Origin of the sequence: Paenibacillus sepulcri, assembly GCF_042647105.1 — a bacterium.
Lineage (GTDB): Bacteria > Bacillota > Bacilli > Paenibacillales > Paenibacillaceae > Paenibacillus_Z > Paenibacillus_Z sepulcri.
The window spans coordinates 4035001-4054142 of record NZ_JBHRUP010000001.1; the positions used below are offsets into that span (position 1 = coordinate 4035001).

Here is a 19142-nt window from a genome sequence, read left to right on the forward strand (position 1 = left end):
GATTTCTTCCAGTTCCTCGCTGATGATTTGCAAAACAAGCTGCTCATCGGCCAAAATGGCACGATACTCCGCGATCTTCCTCTGCAGCTCTTCATATTCCGCTTCGATTTTCTCCCGTTCCAACCCTGTGAGACGCTGCAGTCGCATCTCTAATATCGCCTGGGCTTGATCATAGCTGAGAGAGAATCTGGAAATCAGCCCTTCGCGGGCAATATCGGTAGTTTGTGATGCTCTGATAAGAGAAATGACCTCATCCAGATTATCGAGCGCGATACGCAAACCCTCGAGAATATGAGCGCGGGCTTCCGCTTTCCTGAGATCGAACTCGGTACGTCGGCGGATAACCTCAATTTGATGCTGCAAATAGTAATACAAAATATCTCTGAGATTTAATACACGAGGCTCGTGATTAACCAATGCCAGCATATTAAAGCCGAAATTCATTTGCATCTGGGTCTGCTTGTACAGATTGTTCAAAACAACGCTGGGATTCACATCACGGCGCAGTTCCACGACCACCCGCATCCCGTTGCGGTCGGATTCGTCGCGGAGATCGGTAATTCCGTCAATATTTTTCTCCCGAACGAGCTCGGCAATTTTCTCTACGAGACGTGCCTTGTTGACCTGATAAGGCAGTTCATGGACGATGATTCGTCCTTTGCCATTGTTATCTTCTATAGTTGCTCGTGCGCGCATCGTCACCGATCCGCGTCCCGTAGTATAGGCCTGACGCAGCCCTTCCCGCCCCATCAGGAAACCGGCTGTAGGGAAATCCGGGCCTTTGATATAATCCATCAGTTCCAGCGGCGTGATCTCCGGATTTCGGATGAGCGCCTGAACACCGTCAATAACCTCACCCAGGTTATGCGGGGGAATATTGGTGGCCATCCCAACCGCGATACCCGTAACCCCGTTGACTAACAGGTTTGGAAAGCGCGCCGGCAAAACGACAGGTTCATTTTCTTCCCCATCATAGTTGGGTGCGAAATCGATCGTCTCTTTGTTTATATCGCGGAGCATCTCCATAGCAATCTTCGACAAGCGAGCTTCCGTGTAACGCATAGCCGCTGCCATGTCGCCGTCAATGGATCCAAAGTTTCCATGACCGTCAATCAGCATATAACGCAGCGAAAAGTCCTGCGCCATCCGTACCATCGTTTCATAAACAGCCGAGTCTCCATGAGGATGATACTTACCGATAACTTCGCCGACGATTCTGGCGGATTTCTTATATGGCTTGTCCGGGGACATGCCCAGCTCAGACATCGCGAACAGAATGCGTCGATGAACCGGCTTTAGGCCATCCCTGACATCGGGGAGCGCACGGCTCACGATAATGCTCATCGCATAATCCATGAACGAATCCCGCATCTCGACGCCGATATCGCGATTTACTACTTGCGAACGATGTTCTTCAGCCATTGTGGTCCTCCTAAAATACTTCTTGATTGATTATCATAAATGATTCAGCAGAGAAATCTTGCAGGTTTCTTCGTTGAATGCTTGTACGAGGGATACATAGAAAGAACCTTATAGTCATTTCACAATACTGCCGAGGTTAAACCTTGCTGCTGTTATAAATCTGCAGAAAGGCCCAATAAACTCCAAATTATGGGTGAATGCACTTTCCACTTCAACGCTATCGCATAAACTGATGGGGAATGGATTTTGACAGGCATATTCCGGTTCAAACAGGGAGAAAGCAAAAATAGGCATAATCCCTATTATACCATCGTTTTTCACCTCTGTCTCCTGCATGCGCTGTATTTCACCACTGGTCAAGAATAGATTCCGAAAGGCGGAGCCGCTTTGGCGATCCAACGTGTAAAAAGCAAATGGGCGAAAACAAATTCCCTGGTAAAGTCAGAAGAAATGCGTGATTCCATCCCCACTACGAAAAAATGGAGCAGCGAAACACTCCGATCAATGCTAAACGAATATAAAATGGTTTATGTGAAACCCGATCAAGGCACCTTCGGCAGCGGCGTTATTCGGGTCGAAAAGCTAGAGAATCACTACACCTACCAGCTCGGTACCCGGATCAGGAACTTTTCAGGATTCGAGGCCATGGCAGCAAGTCTGCAGACGGTCATAAAATCCCGTACTTATCTGGTACAGAGGGGAATCCATCTCCTTAAGCACAAAGGGAGAAGATTCGATATCCGCGTCATGGTTCAAAAAAATGACAGGCATGAGTGGGAATCAACGGGCATTATCGGCAGGCTCAGCCATCCTTCCAAAATCGTTACGAATTATCACAGCGGGGGCACCCCTATGACCATCGAACGATTAATGCAAAGCCATCTCACCAAGGTTCAAACTAGAAATCTTAAAAGCCGGCTGCGGAAGCTGGGCGTCTCCGTAGCCAGACAGCTGCAAAACGATTATCCACGACTTAAAGAATTAGGCGTCGATGTCGCTGTAGATACCTCATTCAAGCCGTGGATTCTGGAAGTAAATACGCTGCCCGACCCGTTCCTGTTTCGTAAACTTCCGGATAAACGGGTATTTCGAAAAATATATCGTTACGGCCTCCTCTATGGACGCTTCAAATCCACAAAAAAACGTTCGTGAACCTGTCCTTCCCATTCGTTGTTGGCAGAAAAAAACCGCACTCGTTTCAAGCGAGCGCGGTTTTTTGTTTTTGGTTAAATATCCAGGTTTTTGACAAGTTTGGCATACTGCTGAATAAATTCGCGGCGTGGTTCGACGTTATCACCCATAAGGGTCTCAAACATCTGATCGGCTTCCATGGCATCCTCAATTGAAACCTGGAGCATAGTACGGCTTTCGGGGTCCATGGTTGTCTCCCATAGCTGCACAGCATTCATTTCTCCAAGACCTTTGTACCGCTGTACGCCTACCTTGGCGCCTTCACCGAATCCTGCGATAATATCGTCGCGTTCCTTCTCGCTTTGCGCGTACCGGATGACCTTATTGCGTTCAATCTTGAACAGCGGCGGCTGGGCAATGTAGATAAAGCCGGCCTCCAGGATTTTGCGCATGTAACGATAAAGGAAGGTGAGCAGCAGGGTCCGTATATGGGCACCGTCGACGTCGGCATCCGTCATTAGGATGACCTTATGGTAACGCGCCTTGGCAAGGTCAAAGTCGTCGCTGATGCCTGTGCCCAGTGCAGTAATGATCGCACGGATTTCGGTATTACCCAATATCCGGTCCAGCCGCGCGCGTTCGACGTTGAGAATTTTCCCCCGCAATGGCAGGATGGCTTGAAAATGACGATCCCGTCCTTGCTTGGCGGAACCGCCTGCCGAGTCACCCTCAACGATGTACAACTCGCTTATAGAGGCATCCTTGGAGGAGCAATCTGCCAGCTTGCCCGGAAGCGAACTGACTTCCAGGGCGCTTTTGCGTCTGGTCAGCTCACGCGCCTTACGGGCTGCCTCGCGGGCCCGGGAGGCCTGAAGCCCTTTTTCAATGATTTTCTTAGCGACGGCCGGATTCTCTTCCAGAAATTCCTGGAGCTTCTCCGCAAAGCAGGACTCCACGATACCGCGGACTTCACTATTGCCGAGCTTTGTCTTGGTCTGCCCTTCAAATTGCGGCTCGGGAATCTTGACGGATATGATCGCAGTCAGCCCTTCACGCACATCATCACCGGACAAGTTGGAATCGTTATCCTTGATGGCATTCATTTTGCGAGCGTAATCGTTGATGATCCGCGTCAATGCGCTTTTAAAGCCGGATTCATGCGTCCCGCCCTCATGGGTATTGATGTTATTGGCAAAGGAATAAATATTCTCGCTGTAGCTGTCATTGTACTGCAGGGCGACCTCAATCTGGATATTATCCTTGGAGCCTTCCACATAAATCGGCTGCTGATGCAGAGCTTCGCGATTACGGTTCAAATACTCGACAAACTCGATAATACCGCCGTCATACCGGTACGTATTGGTCGCGCCTGTGCGCTCATCGAGCAGTACAATCTCAATGCCTTTATTCAAAAAAGCAATCTCTCGTATACGCGACTGCAGAACCTCATATTCAAAGACTGTTGTTTCTTTGAAAATTTCCTCATCGGGCTTAAAATGAACGGTGGTTCCGGTCTCTTCGGTTTCCCCGATTATCTTCAAGTCATACTGAGGAACTCCCCGGCGATACTCCTGCTGATGAATTTTCCCTTCGCGGCTGACGGTCACAATGACCTGTTCGGACAGAGCGTTAACAACGGATATTCCGACGCCATGAAGGCCCCCGGACACTTTATAACCGGAATCATCGCCGCCGAATTTACCGCCGGCATGTAGAACGGTCAATACGACCTCAACAGTTGGTCTTTTCAGCTTGGCATTCTCCCCGACGGGAATCCCCCGGCCGTTATCGACGACGGTTACACTGTTATCCTCATGCACAGTAACCAGGATCCGGTCGCAGTAACCAGCCAGCGCTTCATCGATACTGTTGTCGACAACCTCCCATACGAGATGGTGAAGACCTTTGGAGCTGGTGGAGCCGATATACATCCCGGGACGCTTACGAACAGCTTCCAAACCTTCCAGGACTTGTATTTGACTTTCATCATACGTATTCTGGTTCAACGACATGCTGGAATTCACTGCTCCTCTCAATGCTTGATACCTGAGCGTTCTCGTGGGAAAACGCAACTTCGCAACCATAATCTTCGGCGCTTTCGTGAGAAATTGCACCTCAAATGCCCTGGCGGCAGATAGAAAAAGACGCACCCTTGATCCTAAATCTCTATACGAGCATAAGCTAAGCTTACGGGTCTACCGAATACAGTTAATTGGTCGCGAAATGATGCGATCGCTTCTTCAATGTGGAGGAAGATATCGGGGAATAATAGATTTTTTGCTGGGTGACCACGATTGATTTTGCCTCTTCCTCACCGATCACTTCAACGTCCTTGCGTTTGCGGGCTTGAGCTACGAATTGCTTGGAAAGCTTGGAGGACTGTTCGATGGAAATATCAAAGATCGCCACGAGCTCCGCGGCGCGAATTATTTTTTCTCCGCCCAAATGTATATACATAGCTTCCACCCTTCGTTCGTGCCGCATTAAAGAATGACTTCGCCATTGCGGACATGATAGATTCGAGAGCCTTGCAGCTTGCTCACATCGACGCTCTCCAGACCTGTTGTGGTAATAAAGGTCTGTACCTTGCTCTGAAAGGTTTCAATCAGCTGTGTCTGCCGATTCTGGTCAAGCTCCGATAAAACATCATCCAGCAGCAGCAGCGGATATTCTCCGATTTCCTCATGAATGAGTTCAATCTCAGCCAGCTTGAGCGATAACGCGGTTGTACGCTGCTGCCCTTGTGAACCGTAGACGGCAGCTTCCTTGCCATTTATAAAAAAGGCCAGATCATCGCGGTGGGGGCCGACGAGCGTCATCCCACGGCGCAGTTCTTGATCTTTTACCTGTGTTAACTTTATCATAAATTGCTCAAATAAAACAGATTCTTCTTCCGCAGCGTCCGTATCGAAGGAGGGACGGTAGACAATTGTCAATTCCTCCGCGCCCGCCGTTATGCCGGAATGGATATGCTGAGCCCACTTTTGCAGCTTATGAATAAAGCTTTGCCTTTTTTTCATAATTTTAACACCATACTCAATAAGCTGCATATTCCACACGTCGAGCATGGCCTGCTGGGAGCTTGACGGGGAGGAGGCTTTTAAATAATTGTTACGCTGCAAAAGCACTTTGTGATACTGTCCCAGCGAATGCAAATAACCAGGCTGCACCTGGCCGATTTCCATATCCAGGAACCGCCTGCGGATGCCAGGTGTTCCTTTTACAATTTCCAGATCCTCGGGTGCAAACATGACAACATTAAGCGATCCGACAAAATCACTCAGCTTCCGCTGCTCCAGGCCATTGATCCTGGCCTTCTTCCCTTGAGTGGACAAGGTCAAATCCAGCTTGAGCGTACCGTATTTTTTCTCCACTTCCCCAAGAATTCTTGCGTCGCTGGACTGCCAGCCGATCAGTTCCTTGTCTTTGCTGGTACGATGGGATTTGGTTAACGCCAGCACAAATATCGCTTCCAGCAGATTCGTTTTTCCCTGGGCATTAGGGCCGACAAACAGATTGACCTGACTGTCTGTTTTCACTTCCAGCTGTTCATAGTTGCGGTAATGCTGCAATTGTATGGAATTCAGATACACCGTGCTGCCTCCCGTTTGCTGCCTATGCTTAATTGCATTGACGCATTAACGCTTTACGACCGTAAAGAGGCCATGTCCTTTTATTTCGACCCGGTCACCGCTGTAAAGCTTACGGCCCCTCCGATTATCCGCTTCTCCATTGATCTTGACCTCGGCTTCCTGCAAAAAAAACTTTGCAGCCCCGCCCGTATCGATGCACCCTGACAGCTTTAGAAACTGCCCAAGCGCGATATATTCCGTCGTAATTTCAACTTCCGTCATGTTCTGATTGCTCCCTTTAGCCTGTAGTCCGGTACGGCAGGATGAGATGCAGGCTGTGTGAATGGTCCGTCGGCTTAATGATAATCGGGCTCATCGCTCCGGTAAATCCGATGAACAAATATTCGCTGTCGATGACTTTAAGGGCATCGAGCACATATTTGGAATTAAAGGCAATACGCAGCGGCTCGCCGTTCATTTCCTTGACTTCCAGCTGCTCCGTAACCCGCCCAAGCTCAGCCGAGCTGGAGGAAATTTCGATGGTGCCGTCCTCCTGCGTCATCAGGCGGACAATATTGGTTTTCTCTTCCCGGGACATCAAATAGGCCCGGTCTATCGAATCCGTTAATTTTTTTGTGTTGAGCACCAGTTCTGTTTTGAACTGCTGCGGAATAATTTTAGAAGTATCGGGGTAGGTCCCATCCAATATACGCGAATAAAACAGGACATGTCCAATTTTGAACAAAACCTGGTTGTCGGCGACAAAAATATTCACATGGCTGTTGTCGTCGGGGATGAGCCGGGACAGTTCATTGAGCGTTTTGCCGGAAATAACGACATTGGAGAACCGGTAGTCGGCTTCCGTTTGAACGTTAGCGGTACGGCTGGCCAGGCGGTGGCGGTCCGTTGCGACAAATTTCAACTGTCCTTCAGCCAGATTCCATAAGGTACCGGTCAAAATAGGCGTTTGTTCACTGGTGGAGGTGGCGAATACCGTTTGCCGGATCATCATTTTGAGCATATCGCCGGGAACGGAAATCGTGTCTTTCTCTTCTATGGTCGGGAGGATGGGAAATTCCTCCGGATCAAGGCCAATCATTTGAATATCAGTGGAGCCGGAGCGGATCATCGTCTGGTGATTGTCCTTCACTTCGATTTCGAGCTCATCCGACGGCAGTTTTTTGACAATCTCGACGAAGAATTTGGCTGGAAGCACAACGCTTCCCGGCTTGTCGATTCGGGCGACGACAAATTCTCCATTTTCCACAGGAATGAAGCTTTGGATCGAAATATCGGTGTCGCTTGCTGTTAGGGTGACGCCTTGATGGGTGACATCAAACTTGATTCCCCCAAGGATAGGAATAGCAGGCCTCGATGAAGAGGCTTTGGAAACTTGCTGGATGGCATCATTGAGCTGGTCTTTTCTGATCATTAGTTTCATCTTGGTTTCACTCCTAAAATAGCTTCCTGAAAAATAGAGTCAATTGAGCACGGTTTTGGGCTTTGTTTGTGAATCCCTTTTCACTCTAAATTGATGATGTTTATTTAATTATTTATTAGCCGTAGTCGTAGTAGGGGGCCGGAATATGTGGATAAGTGAATAAAATGCTGATAAATCAAGCCTATCCACATGTGTACAGGCTGTGCATAGGCTTGGAGAATTTTCGTATCCACTTGTGTATAAAATCAGGTGTGATTTTTGATCTTATCGGTAAGCGTCTGGACGATTTTATATAAGTCCTGATCAATCTTGAGCTGCTGTGTAATTTTCTCGTGGGCATGAATAACGGTTGTATGATCCCGGCCCCCGAAAGCCTCGCCTATTTTGGGAAGCGAGAAGTCCGTCAGCTCACGGGACAAGTACATGGCAACCTGACGCGGAAAAGCGACCGCCTTGGTCCGTTTGCGTGCTTTGAACTCCTCCAGCTTAAGTCCATACAACTCGCCGACCTTCTGCTGTATATCCTGCATCGTGATCATTCTCGGACGGCTGGATGGAATAATATCCTTCAGTGCTTCCGCTGCCAAATGGGAGGATATATCTTCGTTAATAAGGGAAGAATAGGCCACCACACGGATTAGAGCCCCTTCGAGCTCCCGGATGTTCGTATCTATTTGACTGGCTATGTAAACCATCGCTTCATTGGGAATATCCAGGTTCTCCGCTCTTGCTTTCTTTCTTAAAATAGCAATCCGCGTCTCCAGGTCTGGCGGTTGAATATCTGTTATAAGTCCCCATTCAAAACGGGAACGAAGCCGTTCTTCGAGAGTCGGAATCTCTTTGGGCGGCCGGTCACTGGAGATCACAATCTGTTTGCGTTCTTCATGCAGAGCGTTGAAGGTATGGAAAAACTCCTCCTGCGTCTGTTCCTTGCCGGCCAGAAACTGAATATCATCGATAAGCAGCACATCAATGTTGCGGTATTTCGTGCGGAAGCTCTCCCCGCGGTTGTCTCTGATTGCATTGATAAATTCGTTGGTAAACTTCTCTGAAGACAAATAAAGTACCCGTGTGCTGGGAACATGCTCCAAGATATAATGGCCGATCGCATGCATCAGATGCGTTTTGCCGAGTCCAACTCCGCCATAGAGAAAAAGCGGATTATAAGCTTTGGCCGGCGCCTCGGCGACAGCCAGGGATGCTGCATGGGCAAAACGGTTGTTGGCCCCAATGACAAAGGTATCAAATGTGTATTTGGGATTGAGCATATAGGAGAACGTTTCTTCGGGTCCGACATGAACGGTAGGGATGATCTGCGGCTGTTCAATGGCAGGCTCCGGCGGTTTATTCTCTTCAATCACAAATTTGATATCGTATTGGCGGCCCAGAAATTCTTGCAGCGTTGTCCGCACAAGCTTCGTATAACGGCTTTCGAGCCATTCGGCCGCAAAAGTCGTAGGTGCTGTCACAATGACCATAGAATCGCCGCTGAACGAGGCTTTTGTCGCTTTGAACCAAGTGTCGAAACTTGGCTTGCTCAGCTTTGTTTGTATGATCGACAGCACCTGTTGCCACATTTCGTGCGTATGGCTATCCACAGATTGTCACTCCTTATCCAATTCGCCGAAAGTCGGCATGGCTGTGCATAAAGATGTCGAAATTTCGGGTATTGGGAACCAATCGTCCACATTATGTAGGATGGACACTAGAATTTTATCAAAAGGGGATGAATGTTGTTCACATTGTTATCCACAGGCTGTTGATAAAGCTGAGGGGGATATGGAGTCATCCACACAGAAAACAAGTCTATCATAGCAAAAGAACCCTTGTTTTTCAACGAGTTGGCGGAATTTATCCACAAATTCTATAGGTTGTGTATAAAAGTTATGGACAACACAAGATATTGTTAATATCATGTTAAGAATTCGACAATTGCCGAGGAATAGCCGGAAAATCCATCCACATGTTATTAACTTTTGCCCGCAGCCGTGCGGTTTTGCCAATTATCCACAATATGCGGCAGCGGCAAATATTTTTCTCTTCTATATAGAGACTCCTTCGAAATATGGAATGATTGACATTATGCGGGCATCATGGTTTAATTGAAAAAGGCGTTTTTTAAAGATGAACGTGGTTCTGCTCGCAATGGCTGAAATGCCGTTCATGCTTGGTGAATGTGATAATCAACGCTCGTGAAAACGGCGAGGAATAGATTTTCGCTGGTTGAGGGAGTACGTAAAACAGGAGGTGCAAGAAATGAGACCGACATTTAGACCGAATGTTAGCAAACGCAAGAAAGTTCACGGATTCCGTAAACGGATGGCTTCCAAAAATGGACGTAAAGTGCTGAGCGCCCGCCGTCAAAGAGGCAGAAAAGTACTGAGTGCTTAAGCATAAGACCACTACCGTGGTCTTTTTTTAATTTAATCGGGAATAATTGAACATAAAGGTCCGGTGAAGAAGAGCCGTGCAAAGAAAGCTGCGTTTACGAAACCGCGAAGATTTCAGCCGGATTTACCGACACGGTAAATCGTTCGCCAACAGCCAGTTTGTCGTTTACTGGTCGCGCCAATACAAATCGGATCCATTCCGGCTTGGTGTTTCGGCCAGCAAAAAAATAGGCAATGCCGTCGTTCGTAACCGGATGCGCAGGCTTGTGAAGGAAATCGTCAGGCAAAATGCGGAACGAATAATCGTACAGCTTGATTTCATTATTATTGTCCGCAAACCTGCTGTCGGCATGAAGATGGCTGAGCTGGAAAAAAGCATGCTGCATATTCTTAAAAAGGCCGGTCTTCTCAAGATGCCGCGATAGGGTTGTAATCGCTTTATCAAGGATGTCCGGGCTTGTTTCTTTGTGCCATAAAATGTGATATAGTTTACGATAAAGAATTAGCAAGGTTGACCCGCCCGGTCATCATGCTTGATGGTGCCAGAGAGAGGAGTTTTACATGTTGTCCCGTATTTCGAAACGTACCTGGTTTACTTTTTTCGCGTTAGCTGCAGTGATGCTGCTGCTGAGCGGCTGCTCGTCCACCACACATCCGGTATCCATGGATCAGCTGGCAAACGGGAATTTCTGGCAGAGGAATGTCGTTTATTACTTTTCACTGACTCTTGAGAATTTCGCCAAATGGTTTGGCGGCGAATACGGCATCGCCATTCTATTGATGGTTGTCATTGTCCGGACGATCATTCTGCCTCTGACGCTGAAGCAGTACCGCAGTTCCAAAGCGATGCAGGCCCTGCAGCCTGAGCTTGCCAAGATAAAAGAAAAAAACAAGGATAATCCGCAGAAGCAGCAGGAAGAAACCATGAAGCTTTTCCAGCAGCATAAGGTTAATCCGCTGGCCGGCTGTTTGCCGCTTCTTGTGCAGATGCCTATCTTTATCGCGCTTTACAACTCGATTTATATGAATGAAAACATACGGGAACATACTTTTTTGTGGCTGCAGCTGGGAGAGAAGGATCCGTATTACGTCCTGCCGGTCCTTGCAGCGATAACGACTTTCGTCCAGTCCAAGATGATGCAGTCTCAGCAAAAAGCAATGCCGGCCATGCAGGGGATCATGATGATATTCCCGGTCCTGATCTTCGTTATGGCGCTGTCATTCCCGGCTGCGCTGCCTCTGTACTGGATTTTCAGCAACATTTATACCATTGTTCAAAACTATTTTCTGTACGTACGCACCTCAACCAAGGGTAAGGAGAGTGTACCTGCGAAATGAAGAAAACCGTAGCATCGGGCAAAACGATCGAAGATGCTGTACGAAACGGATTAACGGAGTTACAAGTTACGGCGGACCGTGTGAATGTGTCCGTGCTTGAACAGCCCTCCAGAGGGTTGTTCGGGTTGATTGGTGTGCGGGCGGCCAGGGTGGAGCTTACGCTGCTGCCCGAGCCAGAGCCGGTGCCGGTGGAACTGCCGGAATCTCCGCAGGAAACAATCGATCCTATTGCGGAAACTGAGCGATTTGTCACCGAAGTGGCGGGTACGATGGGACTTACGATCACGATTGACCGTCATAATTCGAGGGACGGGCTGGTTCTCTCGCTGTCTGGGAGTGGAGATCTTGGTATGCTCATTGGCCGGCGGGGTCAAACACTTGATGCTTTGCAATATTTGGTTAACATCGTAGCTAACCGTTATGCCGACAGCCATCTTCGCATCGTGCTCGATGCTGAGGATTTTCGGGAACGCAGACGCAAGACGCTGGAGGATTTATCCGATCGACTGGCAGGGCAGGTCATTCGTTCAAGAAAAGAAGTGGTTCTTGAACCGATGTCGCCTCATGAGCGGAAGATTATTCATTCGCAGCTCCAGAATCACGCCAAGATAAAAACGTTCAGCAAAGGCGACGAACCCAACCGGCGTGTTGTGATTACACTTAAATAAACACCTGGATAACACAACTTCTTCCCAGCAATGGCTCTTTAACGGTCATTGCTCGTTTTGTTTTGAATGAACGGAGTACTTTTCTTTATAAAGAAAGGGTTGGAGGCTTTATAACGTCATGATGAATGAAGATACGATTGCCGCAATTTCGACAGCTGTCGGAGAGGGCGGCATTGCCGTTATACGGGTAAGCGGAAATGAAGCCGTCCGTGAAACGGCAAAGCTGTTCCGGTCAAAGTCGAATATAGAGGAAGCGCCCTCGCATACTGTTCATTACGGTCATATTGTGAATCCTGCCAGCGGAGAAGTCGTGGAGGAGCTGTTGTTGACCGTCATGAGGGGGCCGCGTTCCTTCACGGCCGAGGATGTTGTGGAGCTGAGCACACACGGAGGCGTGGTTGCGGTCAAGCGCGTTCTGGAGCTTTTGCTAAAGGCAGGCTCAGTGCGGATCGCAGAGCCAGGCGAGTTTACAAAGCGGGCCTTCTTGAATGGGAGAATCGATTTGACGCAGGCTGAAGCCGTAATCGATCTGATACGCTCCAAATCGGACCGGGCGTTCACGGTTGCCATGAAGCAGGCAGAAGGCGCGCTGTCGAAAAAGGTCAAAGCCTTGCGCCATTCACTTGTCGAGCTTCTCGCGCATATTGAAGTCAATATCGATTATCCGGAGCATGATGTAACGGAAATGACCAATGCATATATTTGCCAACGCAGCAGGGAGGCAATTGACGAAATCAACCTGTTGCTAAAAACCGCTGCTGAAGGCAAAATATTAAGAGAAGGTATTGTGACGGCCATTGTAGGGCGGCCCAATGTCGGCAAATCCTCACTGCTGAATGCGTTGGTACAGGAGAATAAGGCTATCGTGACGGAAATCGCCGGTACTACCCGGGATGTGATCGAGGAATTTGTCACAATCGGCGGCATTCCTCTGAGACTGCTTGATACGGCAGGTATCCGGGAGACTACCGATGTTGTCGAGAAGATTGGTGTGGAACGTTCAAGATCCGCACTTGCCGATGCCGATTTAATTTTGTTTATGCTCAATGCCGGGGAGCCGCTGCATGAGGACGACCGGCTGTTGATGGAGCAGCTTCGCGGGCGGCAGGTTATCGTTCTCTTGAACAAGACTGATTTGCGCCAGGCAATGGATACATCAGAAATTGAAGAGTTGTTTCCTCCGGAATCGATCCTTCGATTATCTGTACTGCAGGAAACCGGATTGGATCAGCTTGAACAGGCGATCAGCCGGATGTTCTTTAATGGACAGCTGGAATCAGCGGATCTGACCTACGTGAGCAATGTCAGGCATATTACGCTGCTTGGGCATGCAAAGCAATCTCTTATTGATGCAATGGATGCTACGGAAATTGGCATTCCCATTGATATTGTGCAAATAGATGTTCGTCTGGCGTGGGAGCAGCTTGGAGAATTGCTAGGCGATTCGGTATCTGAGTCTCTAATTGATCAAATCTTCTCTCAGTTCTGTTTAGGTAAATAATTTATGAAGCAAGGAGGGTTTATGAAAAATGGGTTATGAAGCAGGACAATACGATGTCATTGTTGTAGGAGCAGGTCATGCCGGCTGTGAAGCGGCACTTGCAGCCGCCCGGATGGGAAGCGAAACGCTGCTGCTGACAATCAATTTGGATATGGTTGCCTTTATGCCATGTAATCCATCGATTGGCGGACCGGCTAAAGGGCATGTCGTTCGCGAAATTGATGCGCTTGGCGGAGAAATGGGACGCAACATCGATAAAACATTTATTCAAATGAGGATGCTGAATACAGGTAAAGGGCCTGCTGTTCATGCACTGCGTGCACAAGCTGACAAATTTATGTACCAGCATTTTATGAAGAAGACAATCGAAGAGACCGACCATCTGACACTTCGTCAAGGGATGGTGGAGGAGCTGGTAATTGAGGACGGGGCATGTTTAGGGGTAGTCACGAAGACCGGTGCGGTCTATCGGGCGAAAGCTGTTGTAGTGACAACAGGAACCTACCTTCGCGGTAAAGTTATTATGGGTGAGCTGATGTACGAGAGCGGCCCCAATAATCAACAGCCTTCTGTCAAGCTGTCGGCCAGTTTGAAGGAGCTCGGCCTAGAACTGGTGCGATTCAAAACGGGTACGCCGCCAAGGGTGCATGGAGACACGATTGATTTTAGCAAAACGGAAATTCAGCCCGGCGACGAGAAGCCTAAATTCTTTTCCTACGATACGGTATCTTCCGACAACGAACAATTGCCGTGCTGGTTGACCTACACCTCAGAAGAGACGCATCGGATCATCAATGATAATCTCCATCGCTCTCCCTTGTTTTCGGGTCAAATTGAAGGAACCGGTCCGCGGTATTGTCCGTCGATTGAAGACAAGATCGTTCGTTTCGCCGACAAACCGAAGCATCAGATCTTTCTGGAGCCGGAAGGAAAGAACACATCGGAGTATTATGTGCAGGGATTATCGACAAGTATGCCGGAAGATGTCCAATTAAGCATTCTGCGTTCGATACCTGGTCTGGAAAAAGTGGAGATGATGCGGACCGGATATGCCATTGAATACGATGCCGTGGTTCCTACGCAGCTCTGGCCTTCACTCGAAACGAAGATTGTACCGGGTTTGTTTACAGCCGGACAAATTAACGGCACGTCCGGTTATGAGGAGGCAGCAGGCCAAGGCATTATGGCAGGCATTAATGCAGCACGCAAGGTTCAGCAGCTTGAGCCTGTCATAATCGGCCGTGCGCAAGGATATATTGGCGTCCTCATCGATGATTTGGTGACGAAAGGAACCAATGAGCCTTACCGCCTGCTTACATCGCGTGCCGAATATCGGCTGCTGCTCAGACATGACAATGCGGATCTGCGATTGACGCCGCTCGGTTACGAAATCGGGCTGATTCCTGAAGCGCGTCACGAACGGTTTTTGCGCAAAAAAGCGTTGGTTGAACAAGAGATTGAACGATTGAAAACAGCGAAAATCAAACCAGAAGACATTGAACCTGTTCTTACGGAGCTTAGTTCGACTCCGCTGCAATTTACTACGGATGCCTTAACGCTGCTTCGCCGTCCGGAATTGACTTACGCTCATATTGAACCTTTTATTCCTTCTCCGTTCGAGCTTACAGAAGAGATGAAGGAGCAGGTCGAGATCCAAATTAAATACGCTGGGTATATCGAAAAACAGTTGGTCCAGGTTGAACGTCTTGGGAAAATGGAAAAGAAACGGATACCGGAGGATATCGATTATTCGCTCGTGCATGGGATTGCGATAGAAGCAAAGCAGAAGCTTGCCTTGATTCGTCCGCTTTCCATTGGGCAAGCGTCAAGAATATCGGGTGTTACACCAGCCGATCTTTCTATTCTTCTGGTCCATCTTGAACATTACAATAGGGTGACAGCTGCGCGGGGGTAATAATGGATCAAACAGAACAATGGTTTGTGCAGCTGCTGCACGATAATAATATAATGATTTCCGACTACCAGGTGAAGCAATTCGACCAGTATTACCGCCTGCTTATCGAATGGAATGAAACAATGAATTTAACCGGTATTACAGAAAGAGAAGCGGTGTACGAGAAGCACTTCTACGACTCGCTTTCTCTTTCTTTCTTTCTGGATATGGGAGCGGTAAGTTCATTGGCAGATATCGGCTCCGGGGCAGGGTTTCCAAGCATTCCGCTCAAAATTTGTTTTCCTCACCTGAAAGTAACAATCGTCGATTCTTTAAATAAACGGATTCAATTTCTGCAGCATGTTGCCGCGGAATTGAAGCTTGCTGACTTTACATGCATTCATGGAAGAGCGGAGGATGTCGCAAGGCTTCCCGGCCAGCGTGATGCTTATGATTTGGTAACAGCTCGTGCGGTAGCGAGGTTAAGTGCGCTTAATGAACTTTGCCTGCCCTTTGCCAGGATCGCCGGTGTTTTTGCCGCCATGAAGGGTGCCAACTCAGAAGAAGAACTGCTGGAAGCAAGGAAGAGCATGGCTTTGCTCAAAGGCCAGTTGCGTGAAACTCATCTGTTCAAGCTTCCTTTCGAACAGGCTGATCGAAGCATCATTGTCATTGATAAAAAAGGCGCAACTCCATTGCAATATCCTCGCAAAGCGGGGGTGCCGCTTAAGCAGCCTTTGGTTTAAATGAAATGTTCCACGTGAAACATTAACGTCGGCTTTTTTATTACATTATCCCTATGTCAAGCAGGAAATCAACTTTCAGCCGACGAATTAGTAATAACGACAATACTCGGCACTTTGAATTCGGGTGGTAGTTGAAGCGATGAAAGAACAATTTTCCAGGTTATTCGGCCTAGCCGATCCAAAGAGCAGTAATCAGGATGAAGTGAAGCATATCGCCATAGGTGAAATTGATGCCAGTCCTTATCAACCGCGAACTGTATTTGACGATGATCGGATTGATGAACTGAGTCAAACCATTAAGACACATGGCGTCATTCAGCCGATCGTTGTGAGAATTCGCAATAAGCGTTATGAAATCATAGCAGGCGAGCGTCGGTATCGAGCTGTTAAAAAACTTGGTCTTGAAACGATTCCCGCAATTATTCGCGAATTCAATGATTCTCAAGCTGCATCGATTGCATTAATTGAAAATCTTCAGCGTGAAGGGCTCTCGGCTATTGAAGAAGCAATCGCCTATCAGAAATTGATTGATCTACATAACCTTACTCAGGAGAGTTTGGCTCAGAGGTTAGGAAAGAGCCAATCTACGATTGCCAACAAGATTCGATTGTTAGGTCTTGGCGAAATAGTGAAGACGGCTCTGATGGAACGGAAAATTACGGAAAGACATGCCAGAGCAATGCTCGGGCTGGATACGGAAGAACTCCAGGCGAAGGTGCTAAATGATGTCCTTTCCAAGGAACTGAACGTCAAGCAGACCGAAGCCCGTGTCGCATTCTACAAGGAAGTAACAAAAGCCGGAAAATCGAAACGAGTTTCCTTTACGAAAGATGTTCGTTTAGCTCTTAATACAATCAGGCAGTCCATTGATATGGTTTCGGGCTCGGGGCTGCAGATCAAGACCAATGAAAAAGACTATGAAGATCATTACGAGATTGTCATAAAAATTCCAAAACGCTGATAGATTTTAAGGGCAGGACAAATAGACCAACCATTACTTCAAATATTCTAAGGCATACATCTATTGGGTTGGCCTTATTGATATTCGCTGGGTTGGATTCCACTGAAATGTCACACAGCCGTTTCTTGAGATATCAGAAAGTATAAATTATAGTTCATACTATTTCTTATATTTCTGAGGAGAGAAACTAACTAAGCCGCCAGGACGGCGCAGCCGTTTCTTTTTGATTCATTTCATAATGGCAACCATGGCCGTCCGTGTTTATCGGGCGGCATCGCCATTTTGTCTAATTGAAAAACATTTACCCTATTCATACAGAATGAAAACTCATTTTCACAGAAATGGGTTTGAGAAGAATATCAAGCTAACTATAGAGGTGAAAGGTTTGTCTAAAACGATTGCGATAACGAACCAGAAGGGCGGTGTCGGGAAAACGACAACGTCAGTCAACCTGGGTGCTTGTCTGGCATCGCTTGGCAAGAAGGTTCTGTTGGTGGATATAGATCCGCAGGGCAATACAACCAGTGGAATTGGAATCAATAAGGCTGATGTGGCATATTGCATTTATGATGTGCTTATTAATGATGTTCATCCGAATGATGCAACCGTGCCTACTAATATAGAGGGCTTGAATATTATTCCTGCTACGATCCAGCTCGCAGGTGCGGAAATTGAGTTGGTGCCTACTATTTCGCGTGAGCTGCGATTGAAGAAATCTCTTGCTCTAGTGAAAAATCAGTATGATTATATATTGATTGATTGTCCGCCTTCACTCGGGATTCTTACCATCAACTCTTTGACCGCTTCTGATTCGGTGATTATTCCTATTCAATGTGAATATTACGCGCTTGAAGGATTGAGTCAGTTATTAAACACTGTGAGGCTTGTCCAAAAGCATCTGAACACCTCTCTTCAGATTGAAGGGGTGCTGCTTACGATGTTTGATGCAAGGACCAATCTGGGCATTCAGGTTATTGAGGAAGTCAAAAAATATTTTCAACAAAAGGTTTATCAAACCATTATTCCGCGGAATGTCAGATTGAGTGAAGCTCCTTCTCATGGTCAATCGATTATTACGTATGATCCAAGATCCAAAGGAGCCGAGGTTTATCTTGAACTTGCGAAGGAAGTGATCATGTATGAGCAAGCGACTAGGTAGAGGACTTGATGCTCTTATCCCATCGCTTTCTGTAAATGAAGATGATAAAGTCATTGAAGTTCCCTTGTCTCAGCTGCGTCCCAATCCCTATCAGCCAAGGAAGACATTTGATGAAGAAGCGATTAAGGAGCTTGCGGAATCAATAAGGCAGCATGGCATTATTCAACCTATTATCGTAAGAACTGTGCTAAAAGGCTATGAAATTATAGCTGGTGAACGACGTTTCCGCGCTTCCCAGCTTTGCGGGAATACGACCATACCTGCGGTTGTTCGAAGCTTCTCCGATCAACAGGTAATGGAAATCGCTTTGATTGAGAACCTGCAGCGTGAAGACCTGAATGCTATTGAGCTTTCATTAGCTTACCAGGCATTAATGGACAAATTTAATTTAACACAGGAAGAGCTTTCCATGAAGGTAGGGAAGTCCAGATCGCATATCGCTAATTTTCTGCGCCTGCTCACCTTGCCTGATTCAATTAAAGAAAATGTTTCACGTGGAACATTATCAATGGGACATGCAAGAGCACTGGTTGGGGTGAAAGAGGATCAAAGGAAGAAAGAGTTGGCCGAATTATCTATTGCCAACGAGTGGAGTGTCCGTGATCTGGAAGCAGCCATTCAATCTCTGGATGATCGTAATCAGGCTAAACCAGCCAAGACAACAGCCAGCAAGCGTGATCCTTATATCGAACAGCTGGAAGAGACATTGAGGGAGCAGTTTAAGACAACTGTAAAAATCAAACAGCAGAAGGACAAAGGGAAAATTGAATTGATGTATTACAATAAGCAGGATTTGGAACGTCTTCTTGAACTTCTGCAATAAAATAGGTAACTGATCTAAACAATTCTGACTTTGAATAAAGCGGCTAGATGAATAGATATAATGAGGAAAGTAATTGCTGCCATACGATGATGTTAT

Annotated in this window: 19 protein-coding genes (1 of these 19 running past the window's edge); 11 read left to right on the forward strand and 8 right to left on the reverse strand. The window is 47.4% G+C overall.

Annotated elements, in window-relative coordinates:
- Together gyrA and ACFOLF_RS17880 are read right to left on the reverse strand one after the other, a co-directional pair.
- Window positions 1-1422: the 5' portion of a DNA gyrase subunit A gene (gene gyrA, locus ACFOLF_RS17875; protein ID WP_210046592.1), read on the reverse strand. It extends 1116 nt beyond the left edge of the window; 1422 of the gene's 2538 nt are visible here — the first part of the coding sequence; the start codon lies at window positions 1420-1422; the stop codon falls past the left edge of the window.
- A gap of 114 nt (window positions 1423-1536) precedes the next feature.
- Window positions 1537-1743, reverse strand: coding sequence for a hypothetical protein (locus ACFOLF_RS17880; protein ID WP_210046593.1), 207 nt, complete (start codon window positions 1741-1743; stop codon window positions 1537-1539).
- Between the two features lie 66 nt (window positions 1744-1809).
- Here ACFOLF_RS17880 and ACFOLF_RS17885 point away from each other — a divergent pair, with 66 nt between their 5' ends.
- Window positions 1810-2574 (forward strand): YheC/YheD family protein, encoded by a 765-nt coding sequence (locus ACFOLF_RS17885; RefSeq protein WP_210046594.1) that lies wholly within the window; start codon window positions 1810-1812, stop codon window positions 2572-2574.
- A gap of 74 nt (window positions 2575-2648) precedes the next feature.
- Here ACFOLF_RS17885 and gyrB read toward each other — a convergent pair whose 3' ends face one another.
- From gyrB to dnaA, 6 genes are all read right to left on the reverse strand, one after another.
- A complete protein-coding gene (gyrB, locus tag ACFOLF_RS17890) occupies window positions 2649-4565 on the reverse strand; it encodes a DNA topoisomerase (ATP-hydrolyzing) subunit B (RefSeq protein WP_210046595.1) in 1917 nt (638 codons plus the stop codon).
- A gap of 196 nt (window positions 4566-4761) precedes the next feature.
- The gene (gene remB, locus ACFOLF_RS17895) at window positions 4762-5010 is read right to left on the reverse strand and encodes an extracellular matrix regulator RemB (protein ID WP_189000361.1); all 249 of its coding nucleotides are present in this window, start codon (window positions 5008-5010) and stop codon (window positions 4762-4764) included.
- A 26-nt stretch (window positions 5011-5036) separates the two neighbouring features.
- Window positions 5037-6146, reverse strand: coding sequence for a DNA replication/repair protein RecF (gene recF / locus ACFOLF_RS17900; RefSeq protein WP_210046596.1), 1110 nt, complete (start codon window positions 6144-6146; stop codon window positions 5037-5039).
- Between the two features lie 45 nt (window positions 6147-6191).
- Window positions 6192-6407: a S4 domain-containing protein YaaA gene (gene yaaA, locus ACFOLF_RS17905; protein ID WP_210046597.1), complete on the reverse strand. Its 216-nt coding sequence runs from the start codon at window positions 6405-6407 to the stop codon at window positions 6192-6194.
- A 16-nt stretch (window positions 6408-6423) separates the two neighbouring features.
- On the reverse strand, window positions 6424-7566 hold the full coding sequence (gene dnaN, locus ACFOLF_RS17910) for a DNA polymerase III subunit beta (RefSeq protein ID WP_210046598.1): 1143 nt from the start codon (window positions 7564-7566) through the stop codon (window positions 6424-6426).
- A 245-nt stretch (window positions 7567-7811) separates the two neighbouring features.
- A complete protein-coding gene (dnaA, locus tag ACFOLF_RS17915) occupies window positions 7812-9164 on the reverse strand; it encodes a chromosomal replication initiator protein DnaA (protein ID WP_210046599.1) in 1353 nt (450 codons plus the stop codon).
- Window positions 9165-9822: 658 nt separating this feature from the next.
- Here dnaA and rpmH point away from each other — a divergent pair.
- The 10 genes from rpmH to ACFOLF_RS17965 all read left to right on the forward strand — a co-directional run bounded on the left by rpmH (window position 9823) and on the right by ACFOLF_RS17965 (window position 19046).
- The gene (rpmH, locus tag ACFOLF_RS17920; RefSeq protein WP_189000351.1) at window positions 9823-9957 is read left to right on the forward strand and encodes a 50S ribosomal protein L34; all 135 of its coding nucleotides are present in this window, start codon (window positions 9823-9825) and stop codon (window positions 9955-9957) included.
- Between the two features lie 76 nt (window positions 9958-10033).
- Complete coding sequence (gene rnpA / locus ACFOLF_RS17925) at window positions 10034-10381, forward strand: ribonuclease P protein component (protein WP_210046600.1); 348 nt, start codon at window positions 10034-10036, stop codon at window positions 10379-10381.
- 136 nt (window positions 10382-10517) lie between these two features.
- On the forward strand, window positions 10518-11294 hold the full coding sequence (locus ACFOLF_RS17930) for a YidC/Oxa1 family membrane protein insertase (protein ID WP_210046601.1): 777 nt from the start codon (window positions 10518-10520) through the stop codon (window positions 11292-11294).
- The gene (gene jag, locus ACFOLF_RS17935) at window positions 11291-11962 is read left to right on the forward strand and encodes an RNA-binding cell elongation regulator Jag/EloR (RefSeq protein ID WP_210046602.1); all 672 of its coding nucleotides are present in this window, start codon (window positions 11291-11293) and stop codon (window positions 11960-11962) included. The genes ACFOLF_RS17930 and jag overlap by 4 nt, the downstream gene beginning before the upstream one ends.
- A 121-nt stretch (window positions 11963-12083) precedes the next feature.
- Window positions 12084-13463, forward strand: coding sequence for a tRNA uridine-5-carboxymethylaminomethyl(34) synthesis GTPase MnmE (gene mnmE / locus ACFOLF_RS17940; RefSeq protein WP_210046639.1), 1380 nt, complete (start codon window positions 12084-12086; stop codon window positions 13461-13463).
- A 28-nt stretch (window positions 13464-13491) separates the two neighbouring features.
- Window positions 13492-15378 carry a tRNA uridine-5-carboxymethylaminomethyl(34) synthesis enzyme MnmG gene (gene mnmG / locus ACFOLF_RS17945; protein ID WP_210046603.1) on the forward strand — a complete coding sequence of 629 codons (1887 nt, stop codon included), beginning with the start codon at window positions 13492-13494 and terminating at the stop codon, window positions 15376-15378.
- A 2-nt stretch (window positions 15379-15380) separates the two neighbouring features.
- On the forward strand, window positions 15381-16103 hold the full coding sequence (gene rsmG, locus ACFOLF_RS17950) for a 16S rRNA (guanine(527)-N(7))-methyltransferase RsmG (protein WP_210046604.1): 723 nt from the start codon (window positions 15381-15383) through the stop codon (window positions 16101-16103).
- A gap of 139 nt (window positions 16104-16242) precedes the next feature.
- Window positions 16243-17064: a nucleoid occlusion protein gene (noc, locus tag ACFOLF_RS17955; RefSeq protein ID WP_210046605.1), complete on the forward strand. Its 822-nt coding sequence runs from the start codon at window positions 16243-16245 to the stop codon at window positions 17062-17064.
- 385 nt (window positions 17065-17449) lie between these two features.
- Entirely contained in the window at window positions 17450-18223 is a 774-nt protein-coding gene (locus ACFOLF_RS17960) for a ParA family protein (protein ID WP_210046640.1), read from the forward strand.
- Window positions 18204-19046, forward strand: a complete 843-nt coding sequence (locus ACFOLF_RS17965; RefSeq protein ID WP_210046606.1) for a ParB/RepB/Spo0J family partition protein — start codon at window positions 18204-18206, stop codon at window positions 19044-19046. Before ACFOLF_RS17960 ends, ACFOLF_RS17965 begins: the two co-directional genes overlap by 20 nt.
- The last annotated feature ends 96 nt before the right edge of the window (window positions 19047-19142 follow it).